The organism is Serratia sp. NA_112.1 (assembly GCF_052691715.1).
The window spans coordinates 51,878-78,483 of the sequence record NZ_JBQZFO010000001.1 but is presented as its reverse complement, the minus strand read 5'-3'; the positions used below and the strand labels follow the sequence as shown (position 1 = coordinate 78,483).

General features: G+C 55.9%; 26 protein-coding genes. 6 read left to right on the top strand and 20 right to left on the bottom strand.

Annotated features, from left to right (window positions below; translation table 11 throughout):
* Positions 1-205: 205 nt before the first annotated feature.
* The 5 genes from proA to gpt form a co-directional block, all read right to left on the bottom strand.
* Entirely contained in the window at positions 206-1,459 is a 1,254-nt protein-coding gene (proA, locus tag ACUTQ5_RS00405; RefSeq protein WP_445649633.1) for a glutamate-5-semialdehyde dehydrogenase, read from the bottom strand.
* Between the two features lie 9 nt (positions 1,460-1,468).
* Entirely contained in the window at positions 1,469-2,572 is a 1,104-nt protein-coding gene (gene proB, locus ACUTQ5_RS00400; protein WP_445649632.1) for a glutamate 5-kinase, read from the bottom strand.
* Between the two features lie 115 nt (positions 2,573-2,687).
* A complete protein-coding gene (gene crl / locus ACUTQ5_RS00395; protein WP_445649631.1) occupies positions 2,688-3,089 on the bottom strand; it encodes a sigma factor-binding protein Crl in 402 nt (133 codons plus the stop codon).
* Positions 3,090-3,148: 59 nt separating this feature from the next.
* Positions 3,149-4,396, bottom strand: a complete 1,248-nt coding sequence (gene frsA / locus ACUTQ5_RS00390) for an esterase FrsA (protein ID WP_445649630.1) — start codon at positions 4,394-4,396, stop codon at positions 3,149-3,151.
* 178 nt (positions 4,397-4,574) lie between these two features.
* Positions 4,575-5,033 carry a xanthine phosphoribosyltransferase gene (gene gpt, locus ACUTQ5_RS00385; RefSeq protein WP_037423424.1) on the bottom strand — a complete coding sequence of 153 codons (459 nt, stop codon included), beginning with the start codon at positions 5,031-5,033 and terminating at the stop codon, positions 4,575-4,577.
* Between the two features lie 324 nt (positions 5,034-5,357).
* Here gpt and pepD point away from each other — a divergent pair, with 324 nt between their 5' ends.
* The gene (pepD, locus tag ACUTQ5_RS00380; RefSeq protein ID WP_445649629.1) at positions 5,358-6,818 is read left to right on the top strand and encodes a beta-Ala-His dipeptidase; all 1,461 of its coding nucleotides are present in this window, start codon (positions 5,358-5,360) and stop codon (positions 6,816-6,818) included.
* 200 nt (positions 6,819-7,018) lie between these two features.
* Here the strand turns inward: pepD and dinB are convergent, their stop codons facing one another.
* The gene (gene dinB, locus ACUTQ5_RS00375; protein WP_445649628.1) at positions 7,019-8,080 is read right to left on the bottom strand and encodes a DNA polymerase IV; all 1,062 of its coding nucleotides are present in this window, start codon (positions 8,078-8,080) and stop codon (positions 7,019-7,021) included.
* A 196-nt stretch (positions 8,081-8,276) separates the two neighbouring features.
* Here dinB and ACUTQ5_RS00370 point away from each other — a divergent pair, with 196 nt between their 5' ends.
* Positions 8,277-9,161: a glycerophosphodiester phosphodiesterase family protein gene (locus ACUTQ5_RS00370; RefSeq protein WP_445649627.1), complete on the top strand. Its 885-nt coding sequence runs from the start codon at positions 8,277-8,279 to the stop codon at positions 9,159-9,161.
* Positions 9,162-9,358: 197 nt separating this feature from the next.
* Here ACUTQ5_RS00370 and nqrM read toward each other — a convergent pair whose 3' ends face one another.
* From nqrM to ACUTQ5_RS00330, 8 genes are read right to left on the bottom strand one after another with little or no spacing between them, the layout of a single operon-like run.
* Positions 9,359-9,586 (bottom strand): (Na+)-NQR maturation NqrM, encoded by a 228-nt coding sequence (gene nqrM, locus ACUTQ5_RS00365; protein ID WP_174353412.1) that lies wholly within the window; start codon positions 9,584-9,586, stop codon positions 9,359-9,361.
* 10 nt (positions 9,587-9,596) lie between these two features.
* Positions 9,597-10,625, bottom strand: coding sequence for an FAD:protein FMN transferase (locus ACUTQ5_RS00360; protein WP_445649626.1), 1,029 nt, complete (start codon positions 10,623-10,625; stop codon positions 9,597-9,599).
* A complete protein-coding gene (nqrF, locus tag ACUTQ5_RS00355; RefSeq protein WP_445649625.1) occupies positions 10,626-11,849 on the bottom strand; it encodes an NADH:ubiquinone reductase (Na(+)-transporting) subunit F in 1,224 nt (407 codons plus the stop codon).
* A gap of 15 nt (positions 11,850-11,864) precedes the next feature.
* Positions 11,865-12,461: an NADH:ubiquinone reductase (Na(+)-transporting) subunit E gene (gene nqrE / locus ACUTQ5_RS00350; RefSeq protein WP_445649624.1), complete on the bottom strand. Its 597-nt coding sequence runs from the start codon at positions 12,459-12,461 to the stop codon at positions 11,865-11,867.
* Positions 12,462-12,467: 6 nt separating this feature from the next.
* Positions 12,468-13,097 (bottom strand): NADH:ubiquinone reductase (Na(+)-transporting) subunit D, encoded by a 630-nt coding sequence (locus tag ACUTQ5_RS00345; RefSeq protein ID WP_020825369.1) that lies wholly within the window; start codon positions 13,095-13,097, stop codon positions 12,468-12,470.
* Positions 13,090-13,884 carry a Na(+)-translocating NADH-quinone reductase subunit C gene (locus tag ACUTQ5_RS00340; RefSeq protein WP_445649623.1) on the bottom strand — a complete coding sequence of 265 codons (795 nt, stop codon included), beginning with the start codon at positions 13,882-13,884 and terminating at the stop codon, positions 13,090-13,092. The genes ACUTQ5_RS00345 and ACUTQ5_RS00340 overlap by 8 nt, the downstream gene beginning before the upstream one ends.
* A complete protein-coding gene (locus ACUTQ5_RS00335; protein ID WP_445649622.1) occupies positions 13,874-15,115 on the bottom strand; it encodes an NADH:ubiquinone reductase (Na(+)-transporting) subunit B in 1,242 nt (413 codons plus the stop codon). The genes ACUTQ5_RS00340 and ACUTQ5_RS00335 overlap by 11 nt, the downstream gene beginning before the upstream one ends.
* 3 nt (positions 15,116-15,118) lie before the next feature.
* Positions 15,119-16,468, bottom strand: a complete 1,350-nt coding sequence (locus ACUTQ5_RS00330) for a Na(+)-translocating NADH-quinone reductase subunit A (RefSeq protein WP_445649621.1) — start codon at positions 16,466-16,468, stop codon at positions 15,119-15,121.
* A gap of 484 nt (positions 16,469-16,952) precedes the next feature.
* On the opposite strand from ACUTQ5_RS00330, the gene dpaA reads away from it, so the two are divergent.
* Positions 16,953-17,723 carry a peptidoglycan meso-diaminopimelic acid protein amidase gene (dpaA, locus tag ACUTQ5_RS00325; protein ID WP_445649620.1) on the top strand — a complete coding sequence of 257 codons (771 nt, stop codon included), beginning with the start codon at positions 16,953-16,955 and terminating at the stop codon, positions 17,721-17,723.
* Here the strand turns inward: dpaA and ACUTQ5_RS00320 are convergent.
* Both ACUTQ5_RS00320 and lpcA read right to left on the bottom strand, forming a co-directional pair.
* Entirely contained in the window at positions 17,655-18,461 is an 807-nt protein-coding gene (locus ACUTQ5_RS00320) for a class II glutamine amidotransferase (protein ID WP_445649619.1), read from the bottom strand. The two genes, dpaA and ACUTQ5_RS00320, sit on opposite strands and share 69 nt — an antisense overlap.
* Positions 18,462-18,527: 66 nt before the next feature.
* Positions 18,528-19,109 carry a D-sedoheptulose 7-phosphate isomerase gene (gene lpcA / locus ACUTQ5_RS00315; protein ID WP_004949058.1) on the bottom strand — a complete coding sequence of 194 codons (582 nt, stop codon included), beginning with the start codon at positions 19,107-19,109 and terminating at the stop codon, positions 18,528-18,530.
* Between the two features lie 245 nt (positions 19,110-19,354).
* Here lpcA and fadE point away from each other — a divergent pair, with 245 nt between their 5' ends.
* Together fadE and ACUTQ5_RS00305 are read left to right on the top strand one after the other, a co-directional pair.
* Positions 19,355-21,811 carry an acyl-CoA dehydrogenase FadE gene (fadE, locus tag ACUTQ5_RS00310; protein ID WP_445649618.1) on the top strand — a complete coding sequence of 819 codons (2,457 nt, stop codon included), beginning with the start codon at positions 19,355-19,357 and terminating at the stop codon, positions 21,809-21,811.
* Positions 21,812-22,094: 283 nt separating this feature from the next.
* On the top strand, positions 22,095-22,247 hold the full coding sequence (locus ACUTQ5_RS00305) for a Hok/Gef family protein (RefSeq protein WP_012005392.1): 153 nt from the start codon (positions 22,095-22,097) through the stop codon (positions 22,245-22,247).
* Positions 22,248-22,332: 85 nt separating this feature from the next.
* On the opposite strand, the gene mtnK is transcribed toward ACUTQ5_RS00305, so the two are convergent.
* Positions 22,333-23,532 (bottom strand): S-methyl-5-thioribose kinase, encoded by a 1,200-nt coding sequence (mtnK, locus tag ACUTQ5_RS00300; RefSeq protein WP_445649617.1) that lies wholly within the window; start codon positions 23,530-23,532, stop codon positions 22,333-22,335.
* Between the two features lie 143 nt (positions 23,533-23,675).
* Between mtnK and mtnA the strand changes: the two genes are divergently transcribed.
* Entirely contained in the window at positions 23,676-24,704 is a 1,029-nt protein-coding gene (mtnA, locus tag ACUTQ5_RS00295) for an S-methyl-5-thioribose-1-phosphate isomerase (protein ID WP_445649616.1), read from the top strand.
* Positions 24,705-24,721: 17 nt separating this feature from the next.
* Here mtnA and ACUTQ5_RS00290 read toward each other — a convergent pair whose 3' ends face one another.
* The 3 genes from ACUTQ5_RS00290 to ACUTQ5_RS00280 are packed head-to-tail and all read right to left on the bottom strand — an operon-like array spanning position 24,722 to position 26,561.
* A complete protein-coding gene (locus ACUTQ5_RS00290) occupies positions 24,722-25,264 on the bottom strand; it encodes a 1,2-dihydroxy-3-keto-5-methylthiopentene dioxygenase (RefSeq protein WP_445649615.1) in 543 nt (180 codons plus the stop codon).
* Positions 25,261-25,950: an acireductone synthase gene (gene mtnC / locus ACUTQ5_RS00285; RefSeq protein WP_445649614.1), complete on the bottom strand. Its 690-nt coding sequence runs from the start codon at positions 25,948-25,950 to the stop codon at positions 25,261-25,263. The genes ACUTQ5_RS00290 and mtnC overlap by 4 nt, the downstream gene beginning before the upstream one ends.
* The gene (locus ACUTQ5_RS00280) at positions 25,947-26,561 is read right to left on the bottom strand and encodes a methylthioribulose 1-phosphate dehydratase (RefSeq protein WP_135315276.1); all 615 of its coding nucleotides are present in this window, start codon (positions 26,559-26,561) and stop codon (positions 25,947-25,949) included. The genes mtnC and ACUTQ5_RS00280 overlap by 4 nt, the downstream gene beginning before the upstream one ends.
* Positions 26,562-26,606: the final 45 nt, after the last annotated feature.

The window sequence follows — 26,606 nt, the reverse complement described above, 5'->3', positions numbered from 1 at the left end:
GCACCAGTATTTACAGCGTCTTTGCCCGCAGGGTGTCGCCACTGCGAATAAAATTGCCGGCTCCCAGATGATGGATGGTATGCAACTGCAGATTGGCATCGGCAAAGTTCCAGCGACCACCGTGAAACGCTACAATCCCCCAAATACAAAAAGGGCACAGTCGAATGAACTGCGCCCCTGTATTTTTACTGCCCCGAACTAAAACTTAGCTACGAACCAAATCATCACCGTAACCGATCCACTTGTAGGTGGTCAGCGCGTCCAGGCCCATCGGGCCGCGGGCGTGCAGTTTTTGGGTGCTGACGGCCACTTCTGCGCCCAGGCCGAACTGGCCGCCGTCGGTGAAGCGGGTGCTGGCGTTGACGTACACAGCGCTAGAGTCCACCGCGCGCACGAAGTGCTCGGCGCTGCTCAGTGAACGGGTGAGGATCGCGTCGGAGTGGCTGGTGCCGTGGGTGCGAATATGGTCGATGGCCTGATCGATATCATCCACCAGCGCCACGTTCAGATCCAACGACAGCCATTCGTCATCGTAATCTTCCGCTGCAACCGCCACCACCGTTGCCGGGCCGTCTTGCAACAGCGGCATGGCGTTCTCTGCCACGTGCAGGGTCACTCCCACCGCCGCCATTCGCGTGCTCAAGGCAGGTAAGAACTCTGCGGCGATGTTGCGGTTCACCAGTAGCGTCTCCAGCGAGTTACAGGCGCTTGGCCGTTGGATTTTGGCGTTCTCGATTACCGTCAGCGCTTTGTCGAAATCAACGCTGTCATCCACGTAGGTATGGCAAACGCCGATACCGCCGGTGATCACCGGGATGGTAGATTGTTCGCGGCACAGCTTGTGCAGGCCAGCGCCACCGCGTGGGATCAGCATGTCGACGTAGCGATCCATCCGCAGCAGTTCATTCACCAATGCGCGATCCGGGCTTTCAATCGCCTGTACCGCCGCAGCCGGCAGGCCGCACTGTTCCAGCGCCTGCTGGATCACCTTCACCGTCGCCTGATTGGTGTGGTGGGTTTCTTTGCCGCCGCGCAGGATCACCGCGTTGCCGGTTTTCAGGCACAGGCTGGCGACGTCGATGGTGACATTGGGCCGTGCTTCATAAATCACGCCAATTACCCCGAGCGGTACCCGGCGGCGTTCCAGCTTCAGCCCGCTGTCCAGCAGGCTGCCGTCCAATACATGGCCGACTGGGTCATTCAGGCGGCAAACCTGGCGCACGTCGTTGGCTATCGCCGCCAGGCGTGCCGGGGTCAGCAACAGGCGATCGAGCAGCGCTTCGGTCATCCCGCTGGCGCGTGCCTGTTCCATGTCCTGTTCGTTAGCCTGTAAAATCACTTCGCTTTCGGCTTCCAGTCTGTCGGCAATCACCGACAGAACCTGGTTTTTCTTCGCCGTGCTCAGCACCGCCAGTTGCCAGGAGGCCTGCTTGGCGGCCTTCCCCATCTGCTCCAGCATGCTCACTCCTTAGCTGACAATCATATCGTCGCGGTGAACTGCCACCGGGCCGTATTCATAACCGAGAATTTCGCTGATTTCCTGCGAGTGGTGACCGGCAATCATGCGCATCGCGTCGCTGTTATAACGGCTAACGCCGTGCGCCAGATCGCGCCCCGTCAGGTTGCGGATGCGGATCACTTCACCACGGGAGAAATCGCCTTTGACTTCGCGAATGCCCTTCGGCAGCAGTGAACTGCCGCGCGCCATAATGGCGTCCACCGCACCGTCGTCGACGGTGATCTCACCGGCCGGGGGTGCGCCGAAGATCCAGCGTTTACGGTTTTCCAGCGGGGTTTCCAGCGCGTGGAAACGGGTGCCCACCGGTTTGTCTTCAATCACGTCAGCCACCACGCCCGGTTTGCTGCCGGCGGCGATGATCACGTCGATACCGGCACGGCAGGCCACGTCGGCGGCTTGCAGCTTGGTGCCCATGCCGCCGGTGCCCAGGCCGGAAACGCTGTCGCCGGCGATGGCGCGCAGTGCGTCGTCGATGCCGTGCACTTCACGGATCAGTTCTGCCTGCGGGTTGTTACGTGGGTCGGCGGTGTACAGCCCCTGCTGATCGGTCAGCAACAACAGTTTATCGGCCCCGGCCAGGATCGCCGCCAATGCCGACAGGTTGTCGTTGTCGCCAACCTTGATTTCTGCGGTCGCAACCGCGTCGTTCTCATTGATCACCGGCACGATACGGTTGTCCAGCAACGCCGTCATGGTGTCACGCGCATTGAGGAAGCGTTCGCGGTCTTCCAGATCGGCACGCGTCAGTAACATCTGCCCGACGTGGATGCCATAAATGGAGAACAGTTGCTCCCACAGTTGGATCAACCGGCTCTGCCCGACCGCCGCCAGCAACTGCTTGGAGGCGATGGTGGCGGGGAGTTCGGGGTAACCCAAATGTTCGCGCCCGGCGGCAATCGCGCCGGAGGTAACGATAACGATGCGGTGACCCGCTGCATGCTGTTGTGCGCACTGGCGAACCAGTTCGACAATATGGGCACGGTTAAGACGCAGCGATCCGCCGGTCAACACGCTGGTGCCCAATTTCACAACCAGTGTCTGGCTGCCGTTCATAGTGTTTCTGCCGTATAAGATGAGAAGAATGATACTAGGGACTTTGTAACAGGAGAGACGCGTTATGCCAACAGGCACAACGCGAAATCAGCAGAATACTTGCGGTCAAACGGGGTCAGGCGGAAAGTTTAATCAGTTTTTCTTTGAAATCAGCGGCGGGTTCAAGCGTCAGTTCCATGGTGGCCAGCAGTTCGCCCAGACGACGATGGAAATCACGCAGGGTGGTTTCCAGCTTGGTTTTCACTTCAGTATCTTTAATCTTTTCCGGCGTCCACTGCCCTTTCTTATCAAACAGGCCAAACTGATAGGCGTAGGTGAAACGCGTATCTTCGGCATGCAGTTCGATCCACCAGCCCCAGAACTCACGCAGTTCTGGAGAAGGCTTAACATTGACGCAGACGGCTAAACAATCAAAGAAAAAACGGTCGTTCTCACATTGCCCTTCTCGCAGATACGGCCCCAAGCTGGCGAAACGTTTCATTAGTCGGCTTTTAGGGTGACCACTCGGTAACGTCATTCTTAAGCTCCTCAATGTAGACCACTCTTTTTAACAAATTGTTAAAATTTAGCAACTAATTAACGCATTTTATCTTTCATCCAATGGGACATTTGCAGCAGCGCCTTGTGGAAACTGCTGTACACTGGCTTGCGCGGTATGGCGATCAGTTTGCCGTCCATCGAGGATGAAACAATCAGTTGCGACTCTTCTTTCGGGCTGAGCGGATCCTGCTCCCAGTAACCGGCCAGCATCGGCGTCGGGCAACGACGGCCCAACAACCCCTGGGTTTTCAGCGAATAGCTGTTCAACTCGACCTTCAACACATGATCCGAAGCGTTGGCCATGCCCATCCGACTGGCCAGCACGTCCATATACATGTCCGGTACGTGCTTCTGGGTGCTGCTGTCGCACAGCAGGCGATGCACCACCGGTCCCAGACAGGCCACCCCACGCAGCCGCTGTGGCTCCAGATAGGCCAGACGCACCGCCACATTGGCGCCAAAGCGGAAACCAAACGCGGTGACGCGCTGATGGTCAATCCAGGGCACTGTGGTTAACTGGGTCAGCACCTGCTGATGCAGGAAGCTGGAATCCTGCGTCAACTTCCACTTGTAAGAAGAACCGATGGAAGGCATATCAATAGTCAGCATGGCGATGCCCTGCGGTGCCAGATAATCGCGGAACAGGCGGTGATAGTCGGTCTGCAGGGTATCCAGGCTGCCGCACATCAACACCGTCGGGAACGGCGCTTCGCCCTTCTCCGGCAGATGCAGGAAGCCGGAAATGCTGCTGCCACCTTCAATGCGAAACTCCAGTTCTTTCAACTGGTACGGCAGTAACAACGCGCCCTCTTCGTAAGCCCGGTTGGACAACGCCTCCGCCTGCTCGGCCAGTTCATCGCCCTTCAGATGCGGGTAGCCGGCAATGCTGTAAAAGTTGGCAGCATTGAGCCAATGCTGACCACCGATCAGCGGATCCTGCTGTTCCAGGGCACGCTGCTGCCAAAGCATGCCCTGGTGTACCCATTCGTAGATCCAGTTGCCGTTGCGGTAACCGACCACGGTATCCAGCCATTTGTCGTTGGTGTGTTCCACATCAGCGACGGCAATGCGTGCCAGCACTTCGTTGATTTCTATCGGATCGACACCGCGCCAGGCCCACAACAGCGGGTTGAGCATGCGGTACCAATTGCTGACGGTATTACCCTCCAACGTGGAATGCAGATCGGCACTGACTTTACTGCGCGCGCGCAGTACCAGAGTTGAGGTCTCAGGATGTTTAAATGAGGGTTTGAACAGGGTTTCAGAAAGGTTGGCTTGTGCCATGGTAACAACAGCCTCCGTAAATCTGGCAATAGGCCGCAAACAGCCTAATCAACTGGAGGTAGTGTACCTAACTCTGTCGCGATAAACCCGTCATACTTGAAGGTGTATCTGTGGGACGGAAATCAGAAATGCAAACGCCCGGCTCAGCCGGGCGTTTTAATCAATCAGCGTGGCAAACTTAACGACCGCCGATCGGTGGCACGAAGGTCACCGCCATATCCCATGGCTGTTCGATCCAGGTATCCTGTGGGATATCAACTACATAATCGTCTACCAGCGGGCGACCTGCCGGTTTGGCGAAAATAGTGACGAAATGCGCTTTCGGGTACATTTCACGGATCGCTTTCGCGGTGCCGCCGGTATCCACCAGATCGTCGATAACGATAAAGCCTTCACCGTCGCCTTCGGCGCGCTTGAGCACTTTCATTTCGCGTTGGTTGTCATGATCATAGCTGGAAATGCAGACGGTATCCACATGGCGAATACCCAGCTCACGCGCCAATAAGGCAGCCGGTACCAGACCGCCGCGGCTTACGGCAATAATGCCAGTCCATTGCTCAACCGGCAGCAGGCGGTGAGCCAGTTTGCGAGCTTGCATTTGCAGCATGTCCCAGGTAACAACGTATTTTTCGCTCATAGAATGGTGTCCCAGCCAGCAGTGGTGCGGCTTACTCAGTAATCAGGGGAAAAAAGGTTGCGCGAGATTATAAAGACTGACCGCATCAAATACCAGTTGTACCTGGAATTTCATAAGTATTTCATATGGTGATTGATGCTAAATAAATGAGCAATAACCAACCAAACGAGTGTGATCAAGCGCTTGAACAGCGCAATACGGTACGGGCACCGCCCGGAATAAAGTGATATTCTCTGGAGATCGTGCCAAAACCGCACAGATGCCCCTAACCCAAACCGAGCGGCATTCCCGCACTGCCGAGAATGCTGTTACAGGAGACTTATAGTGTCTGAATTGTCTCAACTTTCGCCACAGCCGCTGTGGGATATTTTTGCCAAAATCTGCTCTATTCCGCATCCTTCTTATCATGAAGAAGCGCTGGCACAGCACATCCTCGAGTGGGCCAAAGAGAAACACCTGCACGCCGAGCGTGACCATGTAGGCAACATCCTGCTGCGCAAGCCCGCGACCAAGGGGATGGAAAACCGCAAGCCGGTTGCCCTGCAAGCACACCTGGACATGGTGCCGCAGAAAAATAACGACACCGTGCACGACTTCACCAAGGATCCGATTCAGCCGTACATCGACGGTGAGTGGATCAAGGCGCGTGGCACCACGCTGGGTGCCGACAACGGTATCGGTATGGCCTCCGCACTGGCTGTGCTGGCCGACGACAGCGTCGAACACGGCCCGCTGGAAGTGCTGCTGACCATGACCGAAGAAGCCGGTATGGACGGTGCATTTGGTCTGCAGGCTAACTGGCTGCAAGCGGATATCCTGATCAACACCGACTCAGAAGAGGAAGGTGAGATCTACATGGGTTGCGCCGGGGGGATTGACTTCATCACCACCCTGCCACTGCAGCGCGAAGCCGTGCCTGCCGGTTATCAGACCCTGAAGCTGACCATCAAAGGCCTGAAAGGCGGCCACTCTGGCGCGGATATCCACGTCGGGTTGGGCAACGCCAACAAACTGCTGGCACGCTTCCTGTTCGACCATAGCGCCGAGCTGAACCTGCGCCTGCTGGACCTGAACGGCGGTACGCTGCGCAATGCTATTCCGCGTGAAGCCTCTGCAGTGGTTGCCGTGCCGGCCGAGAAAGCCGATGCGCTGAAAACGCTGAGTCAGGTGTTCCTGGCCACCCTGCAAAATGAGCTGGCGGCCAAAGAGAAGAACATCACCGTGCTGTTGGAGCCTGTCTCCAGCACCTCTCAGGCGATGACTGCCGACAGCCAACAACGTTTTGTGGCGCTGCTCAATGGCACGCCAAACGGTGTGATCCGCATGAGCGACGCGGTGAAAGGCGTAGTGGAAACCTCACTGAACGTGGGCGTGGTCACCACCAGCGACAGCGAAGCAGAAATCATCTGTCTGATCCGTTCGCTGATCGACAGCGGTAAAGACTACGTGGTCGGCATGCTGACCGCTCTGGGACAGTTGGCCAACGCCAAAGTGTCACCAAAAGGCGGCTACCCAGGCTGGCAGCCAGACGCGGACTCACCGGTGATGCATCTGGTGCGCGAGATTTATCAGGATCTGTTCAACAAGACGCCGAACATCATGGTGATCCACGCCGGTCTGGAATGCGGTCTGTTCAAAAAGCCGTACCCGAACATGGATATGGTATCGATTGGGCCAACCATCACCGGGCCACACTCGCCGGATGAACAGGTGCATATCGAAAGCGTGGGCCTGTACTGGAAACTGCTGACGGCGCTGCTGAAAGCGATCCCGGAACGCGCGTAATATTCCAGATAAACCCAAGGCGCAAATATTTGCGCCTTGGGTTGCTGACAAAGCAGGAAAAAGCGTGGTTTTTCCTGCTTTGTGGTGAACAGCCGAAAATCAATAAATTGATTTTCCTGATTTTTATTTATCGGCCTCGACTCGCTCTGGGCAGGAATGAGGTTTGTCATCAGTCTGAGGCACAAATATTTGCGCCTTTGTTATTCCCAGGGTAGCAACAGTTGCCGCTCCAGTTGCGGATCCAGTAACGTCACGTGCAACCCGACCAGTCGCACCCCGCGACCTTCACGCCGCTCACGCCATACCTGCCGCGCCACGTTGATCAAATCGTCTTTATTCAGTACCGGCCAAACGTGTTCCTGCGTCGTTTGCTGGAAATCCTGAAACTTCAGTTTTACCCCTTGCCGGGCGATGTGCAGATCCGGTTTCACCTTACGCAACCGCAGTTCCAGCTCGGGATAGAGTTTGTCGACGATCAGCGCTTCGCAGTCTTCCCAGTTATGGATATCTTCCGCCAGCGTGCGCTCCACCCCCACCGATTTACGCAACCGCTCTGGCGAAACTTCACGCAGATCGATCCCCTGACAACGCTCCCATAGTACCCGGCCAAATTTGCCGAAGCGCTTTAACAGCGCCGCCAGGTCATACTGCTGTACATCGGCGCAGGTGATCAGCCCCACTTCCTCCAGCCGTTTGGCGGTCACTTTGCCCACGCCGGGGATTTTACTCAGCGGTAACTGCTGTAAAAAACCTGGCACCTGTGCCGGGGTGATGACGTATTGTCCGTTCGGTTTATTCAGCTCTGAGGCAATTTTGGCGAGGAACTTGATCGGCGCGATACCGGCAGAAGCGGTGAGGTTGAGTTCGTCGGAGATAGTCTGGCGGATTTGCTCGGCGATCAACGTCGCCGAGCCGTTGCACTGGCTGCAGTCCGTCACGTCCAGATAGGCTTCATCCAGCGACAGTGGTTCAATCAATGGGGTGTAACGGGCGAATATTTCGCGGATATGCTGCGAAGCTTCCTTATACGCCGCCATACGGCCGGGCAACAGCTTAAGGTGCGGGCAAAGCTTGAGTGCCATCGCCGTCGACATCGCACTGTGTACGCCATAGCGACGTGCAGGATAGTTGGCGGTGCTGATCACCCCACGCCGGTCGGCACTGCCGCCGATCGCCAACGGAATATCGCGCAGGCTGGGATCGTCGCGCATTTCTACCGCTGCGAAGAAGCAGTCCATATCGACATGAATGATTTTACGCATCGCGCCTCCAATAGTACTGTATAAGTATACAGTCAAAAATGGAAAGCTCAAGCCCCGGCTCGACTCGGTGAAAACAGGCTTTCACCCAATTATCTTCGATTTGTTAAAAAAGCGTAATTTTTCAATAGTACGCTATGGCAAATTAACCACCGCTGTTACTGATAACAATAACTCTACGCACAGGATGGTGCCCTACATGAAATCATTATCGGTCTATTTGTTAGCTTCAGCCCTATCCCTGATATCCCTTGCCGCTACCGCAGCTCCCGCCATTATCGCTCACCGTGGTGGTACTGCCGACGCTCCTGAAAATACCCGCGTCGCGATTGAAACCGCGCTGAAAAATGGCGCTGACGCCATCTGGATCACTCTGCAGGAATCCAAAGACGGTGTGATCGTGCTTTACCGCCCTTCCGATCTGAAAGCGCTAACCAATCAGCAGGGGCTGGTCTCCGCTTTTACCGCTGCACAACTGGCGAAAGTTGATGCCGGTTGGTCATTCACCAAAGGTGAAACCTACCCGTTCCGGGGGAAAGGCATTGGCATTCCTCGTTTGGATGAGATCCTCAATGCCTTCCCCAAGGTTAACTTCTATCTGGATATCAAATCCCCAGACGCAGACCCGGCCCAGTTCGGCAAAGCCCTGCTGGCAACGCTGGAAAAAACCAACAGCCTGAACCGCACCCGCGTGTACTCCACCGATACCAAATATCTGCAAGCGCTGCCACTGGCAATTAAGCGTTTTGAAACCCGCGATAAAACCCGCGACCTGCTGGCGAATATCAGCCTATCGCACCTGTGTGAGCTGAAACCAAGCCATCAGCAACCGCGCTGGTATGGGCTGGAACTAAAGCGTGAAGTGGAAGTGGTGGAGAAATTTACCCTGGGTGAAGGGCGCTCCAAGGCGTTTCTGACCTGGGATAAAGAATCGATCGACTGCTTCCGCTCACAAGGGCCAGCGCACATCATTCTGTTCGGCATCAACTCACCGGCGGAATACCAGCAGGCGGTGGCGTTAGGCGTGGACGGGGTGATGGTCAACTCACCGGCCGAAGCAAAGAGCTTTGTTAAGGCAAAATAACCGATAAAAAAGGGGCGCTGCATGCGCCCCTCAGACTGATGACAAACCTCATTCCTGCCCAGAGCGAGTAGAGGCCGATAAATAAAAATCAGGAAAATCAATTTATTGATTTTCGGCTGCTCACCACAAAGCAGGAAAAACCACGCTTTTTCCTGCTTTGTCAGCAACCTAAGGGGCGCTGCATGCGCCCCTGTTATTCAGATGATCCGGTGTTTTTCCAACTGTTTCTGGCGCAACGCCTCTTTTTCCAGACGCTTTTTCCGCGCATCGCAGGGTTCAGGACAGTCACAGACTTTATCCATCCCCAACGCCGTAATGCCGCCGCAGCTGCCCTGCAGGCTTTTACGCTTGAACACGTAACCCAGCGACATCCCGCCGACAATCAGCAGAAACAGCACGAAGCTGGCGACAAATACTGTCAACATAGCGACCTCACTAGCTCTTGTTCAAATAGGGTTTGAACGCCTCGGAGTAGCGCTCTTCAAAACCTTTGGCAGTTTTCACAATCATAAACACCGGGATCCCCATCAGGTTCGCCAACGCCATGCCACGCTCCGGCCCCAATACGTTCAACCCGGTCGACAGACCGTCGGCAGCCATACAGGTCGGGCTCAGCACCGTCACCGATACCAGATGGTGATGGATCGGCTTGCCGGTAACCGGATCTATGGTATGCGAATAACGCACGCCGCCCTGTTCGAAGTAGTTGCGATAATCCCCCGAAGTGGCGATCGACATCTCGCCCGGCTGGATCACCAGTTGCGCCTTCTGCTCCATGCCGGCCGTCGGCCGTTCAATGGCGATACGCCACGGTTTTTTCTCACCATTGTGGCCGCGAGTACGGACTTCGCCGCCAATATCCACCATGTAGTTCTTAATCTGCTGCGATTGCAGATACTGGGCAATCACATCCACCCCGTAGCCCTTGGCAATCGAAGAGAGATCGACATACAGCTCAGGGATGCTCTTTACCAATGCGTTGCCCTGCACCGACAGCTTGTCGATACCGGTCCAGGCGCGGCGGCGCTCCAGTTCGGCAGCGCTCGGCACCTTGCCCAGTCGCCCTTCCGGGCCGAAGCCCCACAGATTAACCAGCGGCCCGACGGTCACGTCCAGCGCGCCGTCGGTGACGCGGTTAATGCGCAGTGCTTCCAGCACCACCTCGGTGGTCGCTGCCGATACCGGGAAGGGTTTATCTATCACGCGGCTGGCGTTGAAGCGGCTCAGTTCAGAGCCTGGCCGGTAGGTGGACATCTGGTCATTCACCAATTCCAGCCGTTTGTCGATCTCCGCCTGAATTTTGGCGGCAGTCGGCGTGTCGTCACCGGTGACGTAACGGACAGAATAAGAAGTCCCCATGGTTTTGCCATCGAGATTGACCTGCTCCGGCCCGCAGCCGGTCAATAACAGGGTGGCGCTGAGCGCCACCGTCGTCATTAACCCCTTCATTGCCCATGCGCGCATTTAGCCACCAAAGTCATCAAGCATGATATTTTCGTCTTCGACACCCAGGTCTTTCAGCATCTTGATCACCGCAGCGTTCATCATTGGTGGACCACACATGTAAAACTCGCAGTCTTCCGGCGCCGGGTGGTTCCGCAGATAGTTCTCTAACAGAACATTATGGATAAAGCCGGTGTAACCCGTCCAGTTATCCTCAGGCTGCGGATCGGAGAGCGCTACATGCCAGGTGAAGTTCTCGTTCTCTTCCTGCAACCGATTGAAATCGTCCTCATAGAACATTTCACGCAGTGAACGCGCACCGTACCAGAAGGTGATTTTACGCTTCGACTTCAGGCGGTTGAGCTGGTCAAAGATGTGCGAACGCATCGGTGCCATACCGGCACCGCCGCCGATGAAGATCATTTCCGCGTCGGTATCCTTGGCAAAGAACTCGCCGAACGGCCCGGAGATCGTCACCTTGTCACCGGCTTTTAACGACCAGATATAAGAGGACATGATGCCCGGCGGCACGTCAGGATCGCGCGGCGGCGGCGTGGCAATACGCACGTTGAGCATAATAATGCCCTTTTCGTCCGGATAGTTGGCCATCGAGTAGGCGCGCACCGTGGTTTCATCCACTACCGAGCGGTAACGGAACAGGTTGAACTTGTCCCAGTCACCACGGTATTCGTCCGGCACGTCAAAATCGGCATAGCTGATGTCGTGTACCGGCGCTTCGATCTGGATAAAACCACCGGCGCGGAACGGCACGTCTTCCCCGTCAGGGATTTTCAACTTGAGCTCTTTGATAAAAGTGGCTTTGTTATCATTGGAGATAACCTCGCATTCCCACTTCTTCACACCAAAGATCTCTTCCGGCAGCTCGATTTTCAGGTTCTGCTTCACGTTAACCTGGCAAGCCAGGCGGCAGCCCTCTTTCGCTTCACGTTTGTTGATGTGTGACAGTTCGGTCGGCAGAATATCGCCACCGCCCTCTTTGATCACCACCCGGCATTGGCCGCAAGAACCACCGCCGCCGCAGGCGGACGAAACGAAGATCCCCTGGCTGGACAGCATATTCAGCAGCTTGTCACCCGCCGGAGCGGTAAAGCTCTTGTCCAAATCGCCGTTTACTTCCACCGCAATGTCACCGGTGTTCACCAGCTTGGATTTGGCAAACAGGATAAGCAACACCAGCACCATAACGATGCCGGTAAACATCGCGACACCTAAAATAATTTCCATAAATTCTTCCCGCCTTTACAACTGAACACCGGAGAAGGACATAAAGCCCAACGCCATCAGCCCGGTGGTGATAAAGGTAATGCCCAGGCCACGCAACCCTGCGGGGACATTGGCATACTTGAGTTTTTCCCGGATCCCCGCCATTGCGACAATCGCCAACATCCAGCCGGTGCCGGAGCCGAAGCCGTACACCACCGATTCGGCAAAGTTGTAGTCACGTTGCACCATGAAGGAGACGCCGCCAAAGATGGCGCAGTTCACGGTGATCAGCGGCAGGAAAATGCCGAGTGCGTTGTACAGCGACGGGAAGAAGCGATCGAGGATCATCTCCAGAATCTGCACCAGCGCCGCAATTACGCCGATAAAGGTAATGAAGTTGAGGAAGCTCAGATCAACGCCTTCCACCAGCGCACCGTCGCGCAGGACCAGGTTGTAGACAAGGTTGTTCACCGGCACGGAGATCCCGAGTACCAAGGTCACCGCGATGCCCAAACCAAAGGCAGTCGATACTTTCTTCGATACCGCCAGGAAGGTACACATCCCCAGGAAGAACGCCAACGCCATGTTCTCAACGAACACCGCGCGTACAAACAGGCTGATATAATGTTCCATCGGCCATTACTCCTTTTCGATCTGCGCTGGTTTCAGGGTGCGTAGCGCCCAAATCAGCAGGCCGATGATAAAGAACGCGCTCGGTGCCAGCAGGAACAGGCCGTTCGGTTGATACCAGCCGCCGTTCTGCACCGTTTCCAATACCGGAATGCCAAACAGCTTGCCGGAACCGAACAGCTCACGCAGGAAACCGACCAACACCAAGATCACCCCGTAGCCCAAGCCGTTACCGATACCGTCCATAAAGCTCTCGATCGGCGGTGACTTCATGGCGTACGCCTCGGCGCGCCCCATCACGATACAGTTGGTGATGATCAGGCCGACAAACACCGACAGTTGCTTGGAGATCTCGAACGCATAGGCGCGCAGCAACTGATCGACCACAATCACCAACGAGGCGATAATCGCCATCTGCACAATGATGCGCACGCTGTTCGGGATATGGTGACGGATCAGCGAAATAAAGAAGCTGGAGAACGCAGTAACCAGCGTCACCGCGATGGTCATCACCACCGCCGTTTCCAGCTTGGTGGTCACCGCCAGCGCGGAACAGACACCCAGCACCTGCAAAGCAATCGGGTTGTTGTCGAACAGCGGTCCTAAAAGGACCCGTTTAATCTCTTTGGAATCAGCCATTTTTCAGCGCTCCTTCACGAACTTTTTGCAGGAACGGGCCAAAGCCGTGCTCGCCCAACCAGAAGTCAAAAGTATGCTGCACGCCGTTGGAGGTCAGCGTGGCTCCGGACAAGCCATCCACCCCATGTTCATCCCCCTGACGTGCCCCGCCTTTCACCACGCGGATCGCCGGTTTGCCGCTGTCATCAAACAGCTTTTTACCGATCCACTGCTGGCGCCAGCTGGCATTTTCGACCTCACCGCCCAGCCCCGGAGTTTCCCCCTGCTGGTAGTAAGTGATGCCCTTCACCGTATTGCCGTCGCTATCCAGCGCCACAAAGGCGTACATCATCGACCACAGGCCGGTACCGTAGACCGGCAGTACGATTTTGTTGACCGCACCGCTGTCGTCCCGCACAAGGTAGATTTCCGCCTGGTTGCTGCGGCGCTTGATGCCGGCAGGATCGTCAGCCGCCGGTAGCGCTACGCTTTTGGCGTCATCACGCAGCGCCGCAGCCAGATCAAACGCCGTCGCCTTGCCGGTGACAAACTCACCGCTGTTCAAGTCCAGCAGGTGCGGTTCGATACGTTGGGTGAACAGCGCCTTGACCTGCTCGCCTTCCATTTTCGGCTGCAGCAAACCGGCCACGTCGAGAATATTGCGCTGTTTGTCGAGCAGCTTCTGTTCCTGCTGTTTGGACTTCAGGCCGACGGCGGAACCCGCCACCACCACAGAACACACCAGGCACAGCAGCAGTACCACCAGCAGTGTTTTACCGATACTGTCGTTTTTAGATTCATTCGCCACGGGCTTTTCTCCGCTTGATGTTGGCCTGCACCACCAGGTAATCGAACAGCGGCGCGAACAGGTTGGCGAACAGGATCGCCAGCATCATGCCTTCCGGATAGGCCGGGTTGACCACCCGGATCAGCACGCACATCACGCCAATCAGAATGCCGTACCACCACTTCCCCTTGTTGGTGAACGAGGCGGAAACCGGATCGGTAGCCATAAAGATCATACCGAAGGCGAAACCGCCCAACACCAGGTGCCAGTACCAGGGCATGGCAAACAGCGGGTTGGTGGTTGAACCGATACTGTTGAACAGGAAGGCGGTCGCCATCATGCCGAGCATCACCCCGGCGACAATGCGCCAGGAAGCTACGCGGCCAAACAGGATTATCGCCCCACCGAGCAGGATCATCAGCGTGGAGACTTCACCTACCGAGCCGGGAATATTGCCGAGAAACGCATCCATCCAACTGATGGAATGGCCGGTAGCCACGTTGCTCAGGCTATGTGCCCCGCCCGCGCTCCACTGTGCCAGCGGCGTCGCACCGGAGAAACCGTCGGCGGAGGTCCACACCAGGTCACCGGAAATCTGTGCCGGATAAGCAAAGAACAGGAACGCTCGCCCCGCCAAAGCCGGGTTGAGGAAGTTGCGTCCGGTACCACCGAATATCTCTTTCGCCACCACTACGCCAAAGGTGATACCCAACGCGGTCTGCCACAGCGGCAGCGTTGGTGGCACAATCAGTGCAAACAGGATTGAGGTAACGAAGAAGCCTTCGTTAACCTCATGCTTGCGAATGACGGCGAACAACACTTCCCAGAAACCACCGACCAGGAACACCACGGCGTAAATCGGCAGGAAATAGCAGGCGCCCAGCACCATTTTGCTGATCCAGCCCGCGTCCGCCGCCAGTGAGGCCCCCAACCATTGCGCCAACCGATAGTGCCAATCCCCCGCCAGCACCTGCTGCAGTTGATCGCCACTGTAAAGGTGGTGCAATGCCGGAATGGCCTGTTGGCCGACGTTGTACATCCCCCAGAACATCGCCGGGAATACCGCCAGCCACACCAGGATCATCATCCGTTTCAGATCGATGGCATCACGTACGTGCGAAGCCCCGCGCGTCACCGAACCAGGGGTATAGAACACCGCGCTCGTCGCTTCATACAGCGGGTACCACTTTTCCAGCTTGCCGCCCGGTGTGAAGTGATGCTCGATTTTTTCAAAAAAGTTCTTCAGGCCCATCGGTTATCCTTCCTGCTCAATCTTGGTCAGCACATCGCGCAGCACCGGAGCGTATTCATACTTGCCGGGGCAAACGAAGGTGCACAGCGCCAGATCTTCCTCATCCAGTTCCAGACAGCCCAACGCCTGTGCGCTATCGCTGTCACCCGCCAGCAGATCGCGCAGCAGCAGGGTCGGCAGGATATCCAGCGGCATCACCCGCTCGTAGTTGCCAATCGGCACCATTGCACGCTCACCGCCGTTGGTGGTGGTCGAGAAGGCAAACAGTTTGTTCTTCAGGAAGTGGCCCAGCGTGGTGCGGGTGATGGTAAATTTATTCGGTGATGGCACGATCCAACCAAATAACTCTTTATCGCGCCCTTCCTGCAGTACGGAAACCAGCGAATGGAAACGGCCGAGGTAAGCGTTCGGCCCGTCAACGTGGGTGCCGCTCAGCACCGAACCGGAAATCACCCGGTTCTCACCGGCTTTCAGACGCCCGGCGGTCAGTTCGTCGATACTGGCGCCCAAGCGGGTGCGCAGCAATACCGGCTGTTCCACCTGCGGCCCGGCCAGTGCCACCACCCGGCGGGTATCGAGCTTGCCGGTGGTAAACAAGGTGCCGATGGCGATCACATCCTGATAGCCGATATGCCAGACGGTTTTTTTCAAACTGACCGGCTCGAGGAAATGAATATGAGTGCCTACCAGGCCTGCTGGATGTGGGCCGGCAAATTCGTTATAGACCACCTGGGCATCGGGCTGTTTGCCCAGGTTCACGCCAGCGGCGTGGCAAACGTGCACCTTGCCGTCGGTCATGCGGGCCAATACCGCCAGCCCGGCGTTGAACGCCGCCAACTGCTCGGCGATGATCACCTGCGGATCGGCAGCCAGAGGCTGGCTGTCCATCGCGGTAACGAAGATGGCACGTGGAGTGGTGCCCGGTGCCGGCGTTTTGCTGAATGGGCGGGTACGCAGCGCAGTCCACAGGCCACTGGCGAGTAATTCGCTTTCGACCTGTTCCCGCGGCAGCATGGCCAGTTCGGCAACCGGATAATGAGCAAACTCAAGTTGTTCATCGCCGCCGTTTTCAACGGCGATGACCACCGACTGCAAGACTCGCCGTTCACCGCGGTTGATCGAAAGAATGCGGCCGCTGGCAGGAGCGGTGAAGAAAACCCCGGGGGTCTTTTTATCTTCGAACAGCACCTGGCCTTTCTTAACGTTCTCGCCTTCCTGCACCAGCATAGACGGGCGCATTCCGACGTAATCTTCCCCAAGCAGGGCGACATGCTGAATGATTGGGCCGTCCTGAATCGCCTGAGCCGGGGCTCCGGCAATTGGCAGATCTAACCCTTTTCTGATTTTAATCATAGGATTTATACGATGTTGGTTAGTTTCACACGTCTTACCGGCCCCAGAGGCTGGTGCTGACGATGCCTGGATGATGAGGCCGCTTCGGTAGCCTCTGGGTTGAGCGCAACGGCATCACGCTCAACGTGAAATATTTCGCACTGACAAAATGGGGTAGTGTACATTCCGTTGATTAACTCCCGCGTCCATTTTTTGCGCGCTAATTCGAGGTGGAATATTAACATTTTCCACAACATTTTTCTGCGTCAGGCAGTGACCTGAGTCAAGCAAACACAATTAAATTTCGGCTGTTTCGCCCCACTAATCGTTAAAATCTGCCTGTCGATTCACTTTTATCGAGGTTAGTAGTTTTTTTATACACAACACATATTGCTAAAAAAGAACACACTGGTAATCTGACGGTGTTTTAAGAGCGTAAAACAATAATCAGTGGCATGTTGGCCAAGTGCATTGAGCCAGCAGATAAATATAAGCAGGAATAATAATGAGCAAAATCGCGTTGTTGTTTGCGATGCTTTTTTCTATGCCGATGATCACGGCCTGCAGCGCCAGCGAGCAGGTTCCCGAGCTTCCGGTAGTTAAGCAGCAATTAGTGGGTTCACCGGTTTATATTCAGATCTTCAAAGAGGAACGCACGCTGGAATTGTATGCCAAAATGGGCAACGAATTCCGTCTAGTGAACTCTTTCCAAATCTGTAATTTTTCCGGCGGCCTCGGCCCGAAACGCCGTGAAGGTGACTTTAAGAGTCCAGAAGGCTTTTATAGCGTCGACGCGCGCCATCTGAAACCCGACAGCAAGTATTATCGTGCCATCAATATCGGCTTCCCGAATGATTACGATAAATCACAGGGTTATTCCGGTGCTTATCTGATGATCCACGGTGAATGTAAATCTATTGGGTGTTATGCAATGACCAACGCCTATATGGATGAGATTTATCGCTACGTCGAAGCCGCGTTTGCTCACGGCCAGAGTCGGATTGATATCAGCATCTATCCGTTCCGCATGACCGACAAGAACCTGAAACGCCACAGCTCCTCCAGCTATATCGCCTTCTGGCGCCAGTTGAAGCCGGGCTATGACTACTTCGTCAAAAACCACCAGCCGCCGATGGTCAGCGTAGCCAATGGCCAGTACGTGTTGGGTCAACCCGTGCTGAGCAGCAGCCAGATGACGCAGTACGCGTCAACCACGGCTCCCGTTGTCAGTACCAATCCCTTCGCTCAGACCAAGCCGCTCACCGAAGTGAAATAGTGCGAATTCACCTGGCGCAATCTTGTGCCAGGTTTCGTTCGCCGTCAGCGGCTGGGTAGCCATTACCGTGACCACATCGTTAGGTGTGGTCTGCTGCTGAAAATCAATCTCTACGTCCTGATCGAGCAGCGTGGCTTTGCCAAACGGCGCGCGACGCGTGATCCAGTACAGGTTGGTCGAGCAATAAGCCATCACGAAGCGCCCATCCGACAGCAACATATTGAATACCCCCTTCTGACGCAGTTGATCCGCCAGCAAAGCGATATACCGGAAAACCGCAGGCCAACGGCTCGGGGTGCGCGGGTATTTCAGGGAAAGTTGATGCAGCAACCAGCAGAAAGCGTATTCGCTGTCAGTCTGCCCAACCGGACGGAAAGTGCCGGTTTCCAACTGACGGTAGCCTTTCAACTGGCCATTGTGCGCGTAGGTCCAGTTACGGCCCCACAATTCACGGGTGAAGGGATGGGTATTTTCCAGCGCCACTTCACCGCGATTGGCCTGGCGGATATGCGAAACCACCGCACAGGATTTGATCGGGTATTCCTGCACCAGACGGGCAATCGGCGAGTCAAAACTCGGCTGGGGATCCTTAAACGTGCGGCAACCGTTCCCTTCGTAGAAGGTAATGCCCCAACCATCTTTATGTGGCCCGGTACGGCCACCGCGCTGAACCAGCCCGGTAAAGCTAAAGCAAATATCGGTCGGTACGTTTGCGCTCATCCCGAGCAGTTCACACATCGATTGCCACTCCTTAACCACTCGCGCTATACATGATTAGCGGGGGCTTAACGCCCCCTAAAGCCATTAAGCCTTAACCATCTCTTTTTCAATCAGCTGAATCAAGATGTGGATCGCTTTGATATGAATTTCCTGAATGCGGTCGGCGTAACCGAAGTGCGGTACGCGGATTTCCACATCGGCAGAACCGGCCATTTTGCCGCCGTCTTTGCCGGTCAGAGTAATCACTTTCATCCCTTTGGCGCGCGCCGCTTCGATGGCTTTAATAATGTTGCCGGAATTACCCGAGGTGGAAATGCCGAGCAATACATCGCCTTCACGACCTACCGCTTCCACATAGCGTGAAAACACATACTCGTAACCAAAGTCGTTGCTGACGCAAGACAGGTGGCTAACGTCGGAAATGGCAATCGCCGGATAACCCGGACGGTTTTCACGGTAGCGGCCAGTCAGCTCTTCGGCAAAGTGCATCGCGTCACAGTGGGAACCACCGTTACCGCAAGAGATGACTTTCCCGCCGGCTTTAAAGGAATCAGCCAGCAGCACGGCTGCGCGTTGGATCGCGTCAATATTGGCATCGTCATTGATAAATTTCGCCAGGGTATCGGCCGCTTCGTTCAGTTCACTGCGAATAAGGTCGTGGTACATGAGGAACCTCTTGTTATCGTCAATCTTCCGCCCCGCAGTGTAACGGATCGGGGAAAAACCGAGAAGCATTGTCAGTCAAACAGCAGCCCGGTTGAGGCAGCGATGAGGTTTTTGATGATTGATGCGGTCAGTTTGTGACTTAAGTTGTAATTAAACTGTAAATGCATTGATAAAAATATGGGGTTGTACTAAAACCTATTACATACACACAACAGGTCAGACCTCTTGCCACTTTGGAGCTTCTTATGATGGTTCTTAGTATTGTTGTTTTGCTGGCACTCATTGGTGTGGTGTTTTATCACCGAGTGAACCTCACCCTCAGTAGCCTTATTCTTCTGGCATACACCGCCGCCATGGGTGCTATCGGCCTGTGGAGCTTCTGGGTGCTGCTGCCGCTGGCGATTATCCTGCTGCCGTTAAACGTCACGTCATTACGCCGTTCAATGTTGTCTGCCCCGGCACTACGCGCATTCCGCAAGGTAATGCCGCCAATGTCCACCACCGAAAAGGAAGCGATCGAAGCCGGGACCACCTGGTGGGAAGGCGATCTGTTCCGCGGTACACCGGACTGGAACAAGCTGCATAACTACCCGAAACCGCAGTTGAGCGCCGAAGAACAGGCGTTCATCGACGGCCCGGTGGAAGAAGCCTGCCGCATGGCCAACGACTTCCAAATCACCCACGAGCTGGCCGATTTGCCCCCGGAACTGTGGGCGTACCTGAAAGAACATCGCTTCTTCGCGATGATCATCAAGAAAGAATACGGCGGCCTGGACTTTTCTCCTTATGCTCAGGCGCGCGTGCTGCAAAAACTGTCCGGCGTCTCCGGCATTCTGGCCATCACCGTCGGCGTGCCAAACTCCCTTGGCCCGGGCGAACTTCTGCAGCATTACGGTACTGACGAACAGAAAAACCATTACCTGCCAGGCCTGGCGCGCGGCGACGAGATCCCTTGTTTCGCCCTGACCAGCCCGGAAGCCGGTTCCGATGCCGGAGCCATTCCGGACGTCGGCACCGTCTGCATGGGCGAGTGGCAAGGCGAACAGGTACTGGGCATGCGCCTGACCTGGAACAAACGCTATATCACGCTGGCGCCGGTTGCGACCGTGCTGGGCCTGGCGTTCAAATTGTATGACCCGAATCACCTGCTTGGCGATAACGAATCGCCGGGCATCACCTGTGCGCTGATCCCAACCAGCACGCCGGGTGTTGAAATCGGTAACCGCCACTTCCCGCTGAACGTGCCGTTCCAAAACGGCCCGACTCGCGGCAATGACGTGTTCGTGCCTATTGATTACATCATCGGCGGGCCAAAAATGGCCGGTCAGGGCTGGCGTATGTTGGTTGAGTGTCTGTCGGTGGGTCGTGGCATCACCCTGCCTTCCAACTCGACCGGTAGCGTGAAGTCCATGGCGCTGGGGATTGGGGCATACGCCCATATCCGCCGCCAGTTCAAGCTGTCGATCGGCAAGATGGAAGGTATCGAAGAGCCACTGGCGCGTATCGCCGGTAACACCTATGTGATGGACGCTGCAGCTACGCTTATCACCAGCGGCCTGATGCTGGGCGAGAAACCGGCTGTACTGTCGGCCATCGTGAAATACCACTGTACCCATCGCGGCCAACAGGCAATCATTGATGCAATGGATATCGCCGGCGGTAAAGGCATCATGCTGGGTAAATCCAACTTCCTGGCCCGTGCCTATCAGGGCGCGCCTATCGCCATCACAGTAGAAGGCGCCAATATCCTGACTCGTACCATGATGATCTTCGGTCAGGGAGCTATCCGCTGCCATCCTTACGTGCTGGACGAAATGGCTGCAGCACAGAAGAACGACCTGAACGCCTACGACAAATTGCTGTTCGGCCATCTGGGCCACGTGGGCAGCAACAAGGTGCGCAGTTTCTGGCTGGGCCTGACTAACGGTCGCACCAGCAGCACACCAACCAAAGACGCGACTCGTCGTTACTACCAGCAGTTGAACCGCCTGAGCGCTAACCTGGCGCTGTTGTCAGACGTTTCCATGGGCGTACTGGGTGGTAGCCTCAAGCGCCGTGAGCGTATCTCCGCCCGTCTGGGGGATATTCTCAGCCAAATGTACCTGGCTTCCGCGGCACTGAAACGTTTTGAAGATGAAGGCCGTCAGAAAGAAGATTTGCCGCTGGTACATTGGACCGTACAGGACAGCCTGCATCAGGCCGAACAGGCGCTCGATGACCTGCTGCGCAACTTCCCGAACCGCTTTATCGCCGGAGTGATGCGCCTGGTCGTCTTCCCGTTAGGCCGTGTCCATACCGCACCGTCTGACCGTCTGGATCACCAATTGGCCAAGATCCTCCAACAGCCGTCTGCTACCCGTAGCCGTCTGGGCCGTGGCCAGTATCTGACACCCAGCGAGCATAACCCGGTTGGCCTGCTGGAAGCCGCACTGGCTGACGTAATCGCCGCCGAACCGATTCACGACCGTCTGTGCAAGGCGGCCGGCAAGAACCTGCCATTCACCCGACTGGATCGTCTGGCACAACGTGCGCTGGAAGAAGGCAAGATCAACGCCGATGAGGCGAAGATCCTGGTGAAAGCCGAAGAAAGCCGTCTGCGTTCCATCAACGTGGATGACTTCGAGCCGGATGCGCTGGCGGCCAGTAAGCCGGAAAAGTCGCTCAAGCAGGATAAACGCCTGAAACACACCGAAGCCGCGTAACTGCAATAAACTGACTTACCGAGGGGCGATAATCATCGCCCCTTTTCTATTTCTGCTTAAAATTGCGTAGCGCTCCGCAACCTTATAAGAACGGCTAATTTAACCCTGGGGATTATCGGATAGACTGCCGGTGGGTGCTCTGGATCTTTCTGTCCGGAGTCTTGGTAACGGATAGAAAGAGAAAGGCCCCGAGTCGATATTATCAACCCGAGGCCACTCTGAACGCTTAGCAACGTCAGGTTAGCCTCTTCCCCGCCGCAAGGCAAGGATAAGGAGGTCAAAAATACAGCAAGAACGGGTCGTTCTGAGGCTGATGATTATCTGCATAACGCTGATAGCGCTGATGTGGATCACCCGCGGTTCGCTATGTGAACTGCGCATCACACTGGGAGACACGGAGGTTGCCGCCATTTTGGCTTACGAAACCGAAGGATAAGGCAACCCAACGGCGGGGTTCGCCCCGCCTGTTGGTTGTTACGACAGATCCATGAGCACCCTTCCTCGCCGTATCCGTCAGGCTGCTAGCCGTTTTGGCGAATACGCGCCAGCAGTGCATCGATATGTTCGATCTGCGGAGCGTTGACGATCAGCGCTCGGCCGAGGCTCAATGCGTGGCGCTGACATTCGGCACGCATTTCGGCGTCACTGATGCTGTCCAGATCGGCCACGTGTGCCAGACCAATAGTACGGCGAATCAGTTCGCTGCCACAGTAACCTACCGTATCCGCCCACACCTGCTGCAGGAATTGTTCGGCATAACCCGGCACCGCCAGTGCCGCTTCGCGGGTCTGTTGGTGGCATAATGCCAGGAAGCGATCGGCGAAAATCAACCACAGTTCGCGCACATCCTGCAGACGTTGCTCACGCCCGGCAGCCGCGTCGCGCGGCCCTAACAGGCCCGGTAGACCGCAGTAGTTCAATAACAAATTACCCAGCGCGGTGCCGACGTCAAAACCGATCGGGCCATAGAAGCCGAACTCGGCGTCGATCGCCTTCAACTTGCCATCTGTAACAAAAACCGAACCGCTATGAATGTCCCCATGCAACAGCGCTTCCGCCTTGCTCAGGAAGCGATGCTTCAGCCCGGCGACCGCCAGTTTCAGCGCTGCATCGTTACGCAGCTCAAGCACCTGCGGTAATAACACTGGTTCGAACTGATTGCGCTCATGGTCGATATAGGGATCGGTAAAGAACAGATCTTCGGTGATCTGGCACAGCTCTGGGTTGCTAAAGCGGCTGACCTCCGCTTTTTTCTGCTGGGCCGTCTGATAAAAATCGGAGGTATGAAACAGGGTTTGCGCCAAATATTCTGCCAGTTGCCCAGCAGCCAGCGGGTAATAGTGACCCTTGACCAATTCGCTGCGCCAGATGTGGTGATCAGAAAGATCTTCCTGCACCATCACCGCCAATTCGGCATCGTGATGGAGGACCTTTACCGTATGCCTTGGGCAAAAACCGCCGTGAATCAACAGGGTTTCCGCTTCAATACGCGCCCGATCAAGCGTTAGCGGCCAGGATTCGCCCACGCAACGTACATACGGCAGCGCCTGCTTTACGATCACCCGACTAACGCCGTCATGATCGCGGATCTTGAACACCAGATTCAAATTGCCGTCACCAATCTCGTCAGCGCTTACCAGCACCTGTGGCTCGGCCAACTTCCCATATTGACGGGCATACTCAACGGCATCAGCAGCAGTAAACGTACGATAATGTGACATCCCCAACCCCTTTAATCTTTCTCACTGACCTAGCGATTATAATTTTTAGACGTAAAAGCATTTGGACGTCTATACATCCGGAAGTCATGTTGGCAGAATAGCTTTCCAGATGCAATAACTACGCAACAAGGAATTAACCGCCGATGCAAGCGCTTAACACCACCAGTTTGACCTTGAGTGACAACCGACTTTGGATCCTCGACCAGCAGGCTTTGCCGCAGGAAAAACAGTGGCGCAGCTGCGACAGTGTGGAAGAATTGGTCGATCATATCCTTACCCTGCGTGTACGGGGTGCACCGCTGATCGGTCTGTCCGCCAGTCTGTTATTAGCCCTGCTGGCAGAGCGCGGCTTGCCGCGTAAGGAACTGGAGCAGGCACTAATCACTCTGCGTGCCTCACGGCCGACGGCAGTCAACCTGATGAATAATCTGGATCGCATGAAGCTGGCATTGGCACAGCCACAATGGGTAGCTGCGATGGTGGAAGAAGCGCTGCGGCTGGTGGAAGAAGACCGAAAATTGTGCGATCGCATTGCCGATCACGGTGCCAAGCTGGTGAAACCCGGCAGCCGCCTGCTGACCCACTGCAATACCGGGGGCCTGGCTACCGCCGGTATCGGTACCGCTATCGGCGTAGTGTTGCGTGCTCATCAGCAGGGCAAGGTACAGCAGGTGTGGGTCGATGAAACGCGTCCGCTATTGCAGGGTGGCCGGCTGACCGCGTGGGAGCTGGGTGAACTGGGTATTCCCTACCGGCTGATATGTGATTCCATGGCAGCCAGCCTGATGGCGCAAGGCCAGGTAGATGCCGTATGGGTGGGGGCCGATCGCATCGCTGCCAACGGTGACGTCGCCAACAAGATTGGCACCTATAGCCTGGCGGTACTGGCGCACTATCACCGCATTCCATTCTACGTCGCCGCGCCGCACACTACTCACGATCCACACTGCCCGAACGGGGCAGCCATCCCGATTGAGCAACGGGCCGTAGCTGAAGTAACCGGTGTCACCGGCAGCTTTGGCTCATGCCAGTGGGCACCCGTCGATGCCCCGGTTTATAACCCGGCGTTTGACGTGACACCGGCGACATTGATTAGCGGTTGGGTCTTCGACAGTGGCGTGATCACGCCACAACAGGTCAATGAAGGGATTTTCCAACGGTCGTTGGGCTAACGCCCGCGTTATAGCGCTCAGTCGAGACGCGGATAGGCATCGGCGATGTTATCGCCGGTGAAATGCGCCACCCAGCCTTCCGGGTTATCGAACACGCGGATGGCAGTGAAATTCGGTGCTGAGCCCATATCGAACCAATGGCGGGTATTGGCCGGCACCGAGATCAGATCGTTCTTCTCACACAGGATCTGGAAGATCTTGCCCTCCAGATGCAGGCAAAATAGCCCGGCCCCCTCGACAAAGAAACGCACTTCATCTTCTCCGTGGGTATGCTCGGATAAAAACTTGCTGCGCAACACTTCGCGCTGAGCATTATCCGGACGCATGCTGATCACATCCCAGCTTTGGTAGCCCTTCTCCGCCACCAGCCGGTCGATCTGATGCTGATAGGCGGCGATCACCGCCGCCGGTTCCGGGTTGTCACCCAGTTCACGATCGGCCTGCCAGCGTTCAAAACGCACGCCGATTTGTGCCAGTTGCTGCTGAATAGCTTCGGCATCGCGGCTCTGCCACAGCGGCTGCTGCGGCTCTTTATCGCTGAAAATCGTCAATCCACTCATGAGGCAAACTCCCCTAAATCGATGTGATCAAAACGGTTAACCTGCGGATGCTTGCTTTGGCTATCGGCTTCATCGCGGATCAGTTGGCAGGTATGCCAACCAGCAGCACGCGCGGCGTCCAGCTCTTGATGAATGTCGGAAAGAAATAAAAGTTCATCAGGGGCGATACCAATGTTACCGGCGATATTAAGGTACGAAGCGGTTTCACGTTTGGCACCGACGTGAGTATCGAAATAACCGTTGAACAACGGCTGCAGATCCCCGGCATCGCTGTAGCCGAACAGCAGCTTTTGCGCCTCTATCGAGCCAGAAGAATAGACGTACAGCCTCAGCCCCTGCTGCTGCCAGGCGGCCAACTGCCCGGCCACCTCGGGGTACAAATGCCCGCGAAAATCGCCGTTCTGATAACCACTGCGCCAGATAATACCTTGCAGCGCCTTCAGCGCGGTGGATTTGCGGTCTTCGTCCATAAAGCGGTACAGCGCGGCAATCAGTTGCTCAATATCCGCCTGCGGCTGGTCAAGCTCCTGGCGTAAGGTAGTTAGTGGCGCAGCGACTTCGGCATCTTCAGCGTGAAGACGGAGAAATGTGGCAAGGCGTTCACGTGCGTAGGGGAACAGCACCTGATGAACGAAACGGATATCGCTGGTGGTGCCTTCAATGTCGGTAACGATGGCGCGGATCATTTTGCCTCCAGTAAACGGCGTTGCAGTTCGCACTGGAACAGGAATTCCAGCCCTTCAAGATGACGACGAGCTTCCGCGACCTGACGGCCCCAGCAATACAGACCGTGGCCACGCACCAGAAAGCCGTACTGCAACGGCGTGGCTTCAGCATGGGCGGCCACCCGTGCCGCTAATCGCGGGATGTCCTGATCGTTATCGAAAATCGGGATCACCACGCTGTCCAGATGCGTAGTCTGTCCACCGAGTGATTTTTGCATCTCATAGCCCTGCAATACCAGCCCATCGCCGCGTTCAACCCGCGACAGTACGGTCGCATTCACCGAATGCGTATGCAGCACCGCGCCAATCTGCGGGTACAAACGGTAAATAAGGGTATGCAGACCAGTTTCTGCCGATGGCGTGCGGCCGCTCGGCACATGGTTGCTGGCGGTTTCCACCAGCAGGAAGTCAGTTTCGGTCAGGCTGCCCTTATCCTTGCCGGATTCGGTGACCAGACAATGTTGATCATCGAGACGCAGCGACATATTGCCGCCGGTTGCCGGGCACCAGCCCTTTTCACCAATCCAGTGACAGGCCGACAATAACGCTTTAAGTTGCTGATTTTCAGTCATTAACATTTTTTGACCTGTAGGTTATAAGCAAATGATGCCTAGAAT

What these genes read in the sequence shown, in the direction of transcription:
- proA (WP_445649633.1), bottom strand. Translation starts at nt 1,459, where the DNA reads ATGCTGGAGCAGATGGGGAAGGCCGCCAAGCAGGCCTCCTGGCAACTG.
- proB (WP_445649632.1), bottom strand. Translation starts at nt 2,572, where the DNA reads ATGAACGGCAGCCAGACACTGGTTGTGAAATTGGGCACCAGCGTGTTG.
- crl (WP_445649631.1), bottom strand. Translation starts at nt 3,089, where the DNA reads ATGACGTTACCGAGTGGTCACCCTAAAAGCCGACTAATGAAACGTTTC.
- frsA (WP_445649630.1), bottom strand. Translation starts at nt 4,396, where the DNA reads ATGGCACAAGCCAACCTTTCTGAAACCCTGTTCAAACCCTCATTTAAA.
- gpt (WP_037423424.1), bottom strand. Translation starts at nt 5,033, where the DNA reads ATGAGCGAAAAATACGTTGTTACCTGGGACATGCTGCAAATGCAAGCT.
- dinB (WP_445649628.1), bottom strand. Translation starts at nt 8,080, where the DNA reads ATGCGTAAAATCATTCATGTCGATATGGACTGCTTCTTCGCAGCGGTA.
- ACUTQ5_RS00370 (WP_445649627.1), top strand. Translation starts at nt 8,277, where the DNA reads ATGAAATCATTATCGGTCTATTTGTTAGCTTCAGCCCTATCCCTGATA.
- nqrM (WP_174353412.1), bottom strand. Translation starts at nt 9,586, where the DNA reads ATGTTGACAGTATTTGTCGCCAGCTTCGTGCTGTTTCTGCTGATTGTC.
- ACUTQ5_RS00360 (WP_445649626.1), bottom strand. Translation starts at nt 10,625, where the DNA reads ATGCGCGCATGGGCAATGAAGGGGTTAATGACGACGGTGGCGCTCAGC.
- nqrF (WP_445649625.1), bottom strand. Translation starts at nt 11,849, where the DNA reads ATGGAAATTATTTTAGGTGTCGCGATGTTTACCGGCATCGTTATGGTG.
- nqrE (WP_445649624.1), bottom strand. Translation starts at nt 12,461, where the DNA reads ATGGAACATTATATCAGCCTGTTTGTACGCGCGGTGTTCGTTGAGAAC.
- ACUTQ5_RS00345 (WP_020825369.1), bottom strand. Translation starts at nt 13,097, where the DNA reads ATGGCTGATTCCAAAGAGATTAAACGGGTCCTTTTAGGACCGCTGTTC.
- ACUTQ5_RS00335 (WP_445649622.1), bottom strand. Translation starts at nt 15,115, where the DNA reads ATGGGCCTGAAGAACTTTTTTGAAAAAATCGAGCATCACTTCACACCG.
- ACUTQ5_RS00330 (WP_445649621.1), bottom strand. Translation starts at nt 16,468, where the DNA reads ATGATTAAAATCAGAAAAGGGTTAGATCTGCCAATTGCCGGAGCCCCG.
- dpaA (WP_445649620.1), top strand. Translation starts at nt 16,953, where the DNA reads ATGAGCAAAATCGCGTTGTTGTTTGCGATGCTTTTTTCTATGCCGATG.
- ACUTQ5_RS00320 (WP_445649619.1), bottom strand. Translation starts at nt 18,461, where the DNA reads ATGTGTGAACTGCTCGGGATGAGCGCAAACGTACCGACCGATATTTGC.
- lpcA (WP_004949058.1), bottom strand. Translation starts at nt 19,109, where the DNA reads ATGTACCACGACCTTATTCGCAGTGAACTGAACGAAGCGGCCGATACC.
- fadE (WP_445649618.1), top strand. Translation starts at nt 19,355, where the DNA reads ATGATGGTTCTTAGTATTGTTGTTTTGCTGGCACTCATTGGTGTGGTG.
- mtnK (WP_445649617.1), bottom strand. Translation starts at nt 23,532, where the DNA reads ATGTCACATTATCGTACGTTTACTGCTGCTGATGCCGTTGAGTATGCC.
- mtnA (WP_445649616.1), top strand. Translation starts at nt 23,676, where the DNA reads ATGCAAGCGCTTAACACCACCAGTTTGACCTTGAGTGACAACCGACTT.
- ACUTQ5_RS00290 (WP_445649615.1), bottom strand. Translation starts at nt 25,264, where the DNA reads ATGAGTGGATTGACGATTTTCAGCGATAAAGAGCCGCAGCAGCCGCTG.
- mtnC (WP_445649614.1), bottom strand. Translation starts at nt 25,950, where the DNA reads ATGATCCGCGCCATCGTTACCGACATTGAAGGCACCACCAGCGATATC.
- ACUTQ5_RS00280 (WP_135315276.1), bottom strand. Translation starts at nt 26,561, where the DNA reads ATGACTGAAAATCAGCAACTTAAAGCGTTATTGTCGGCCTGTCACTGG.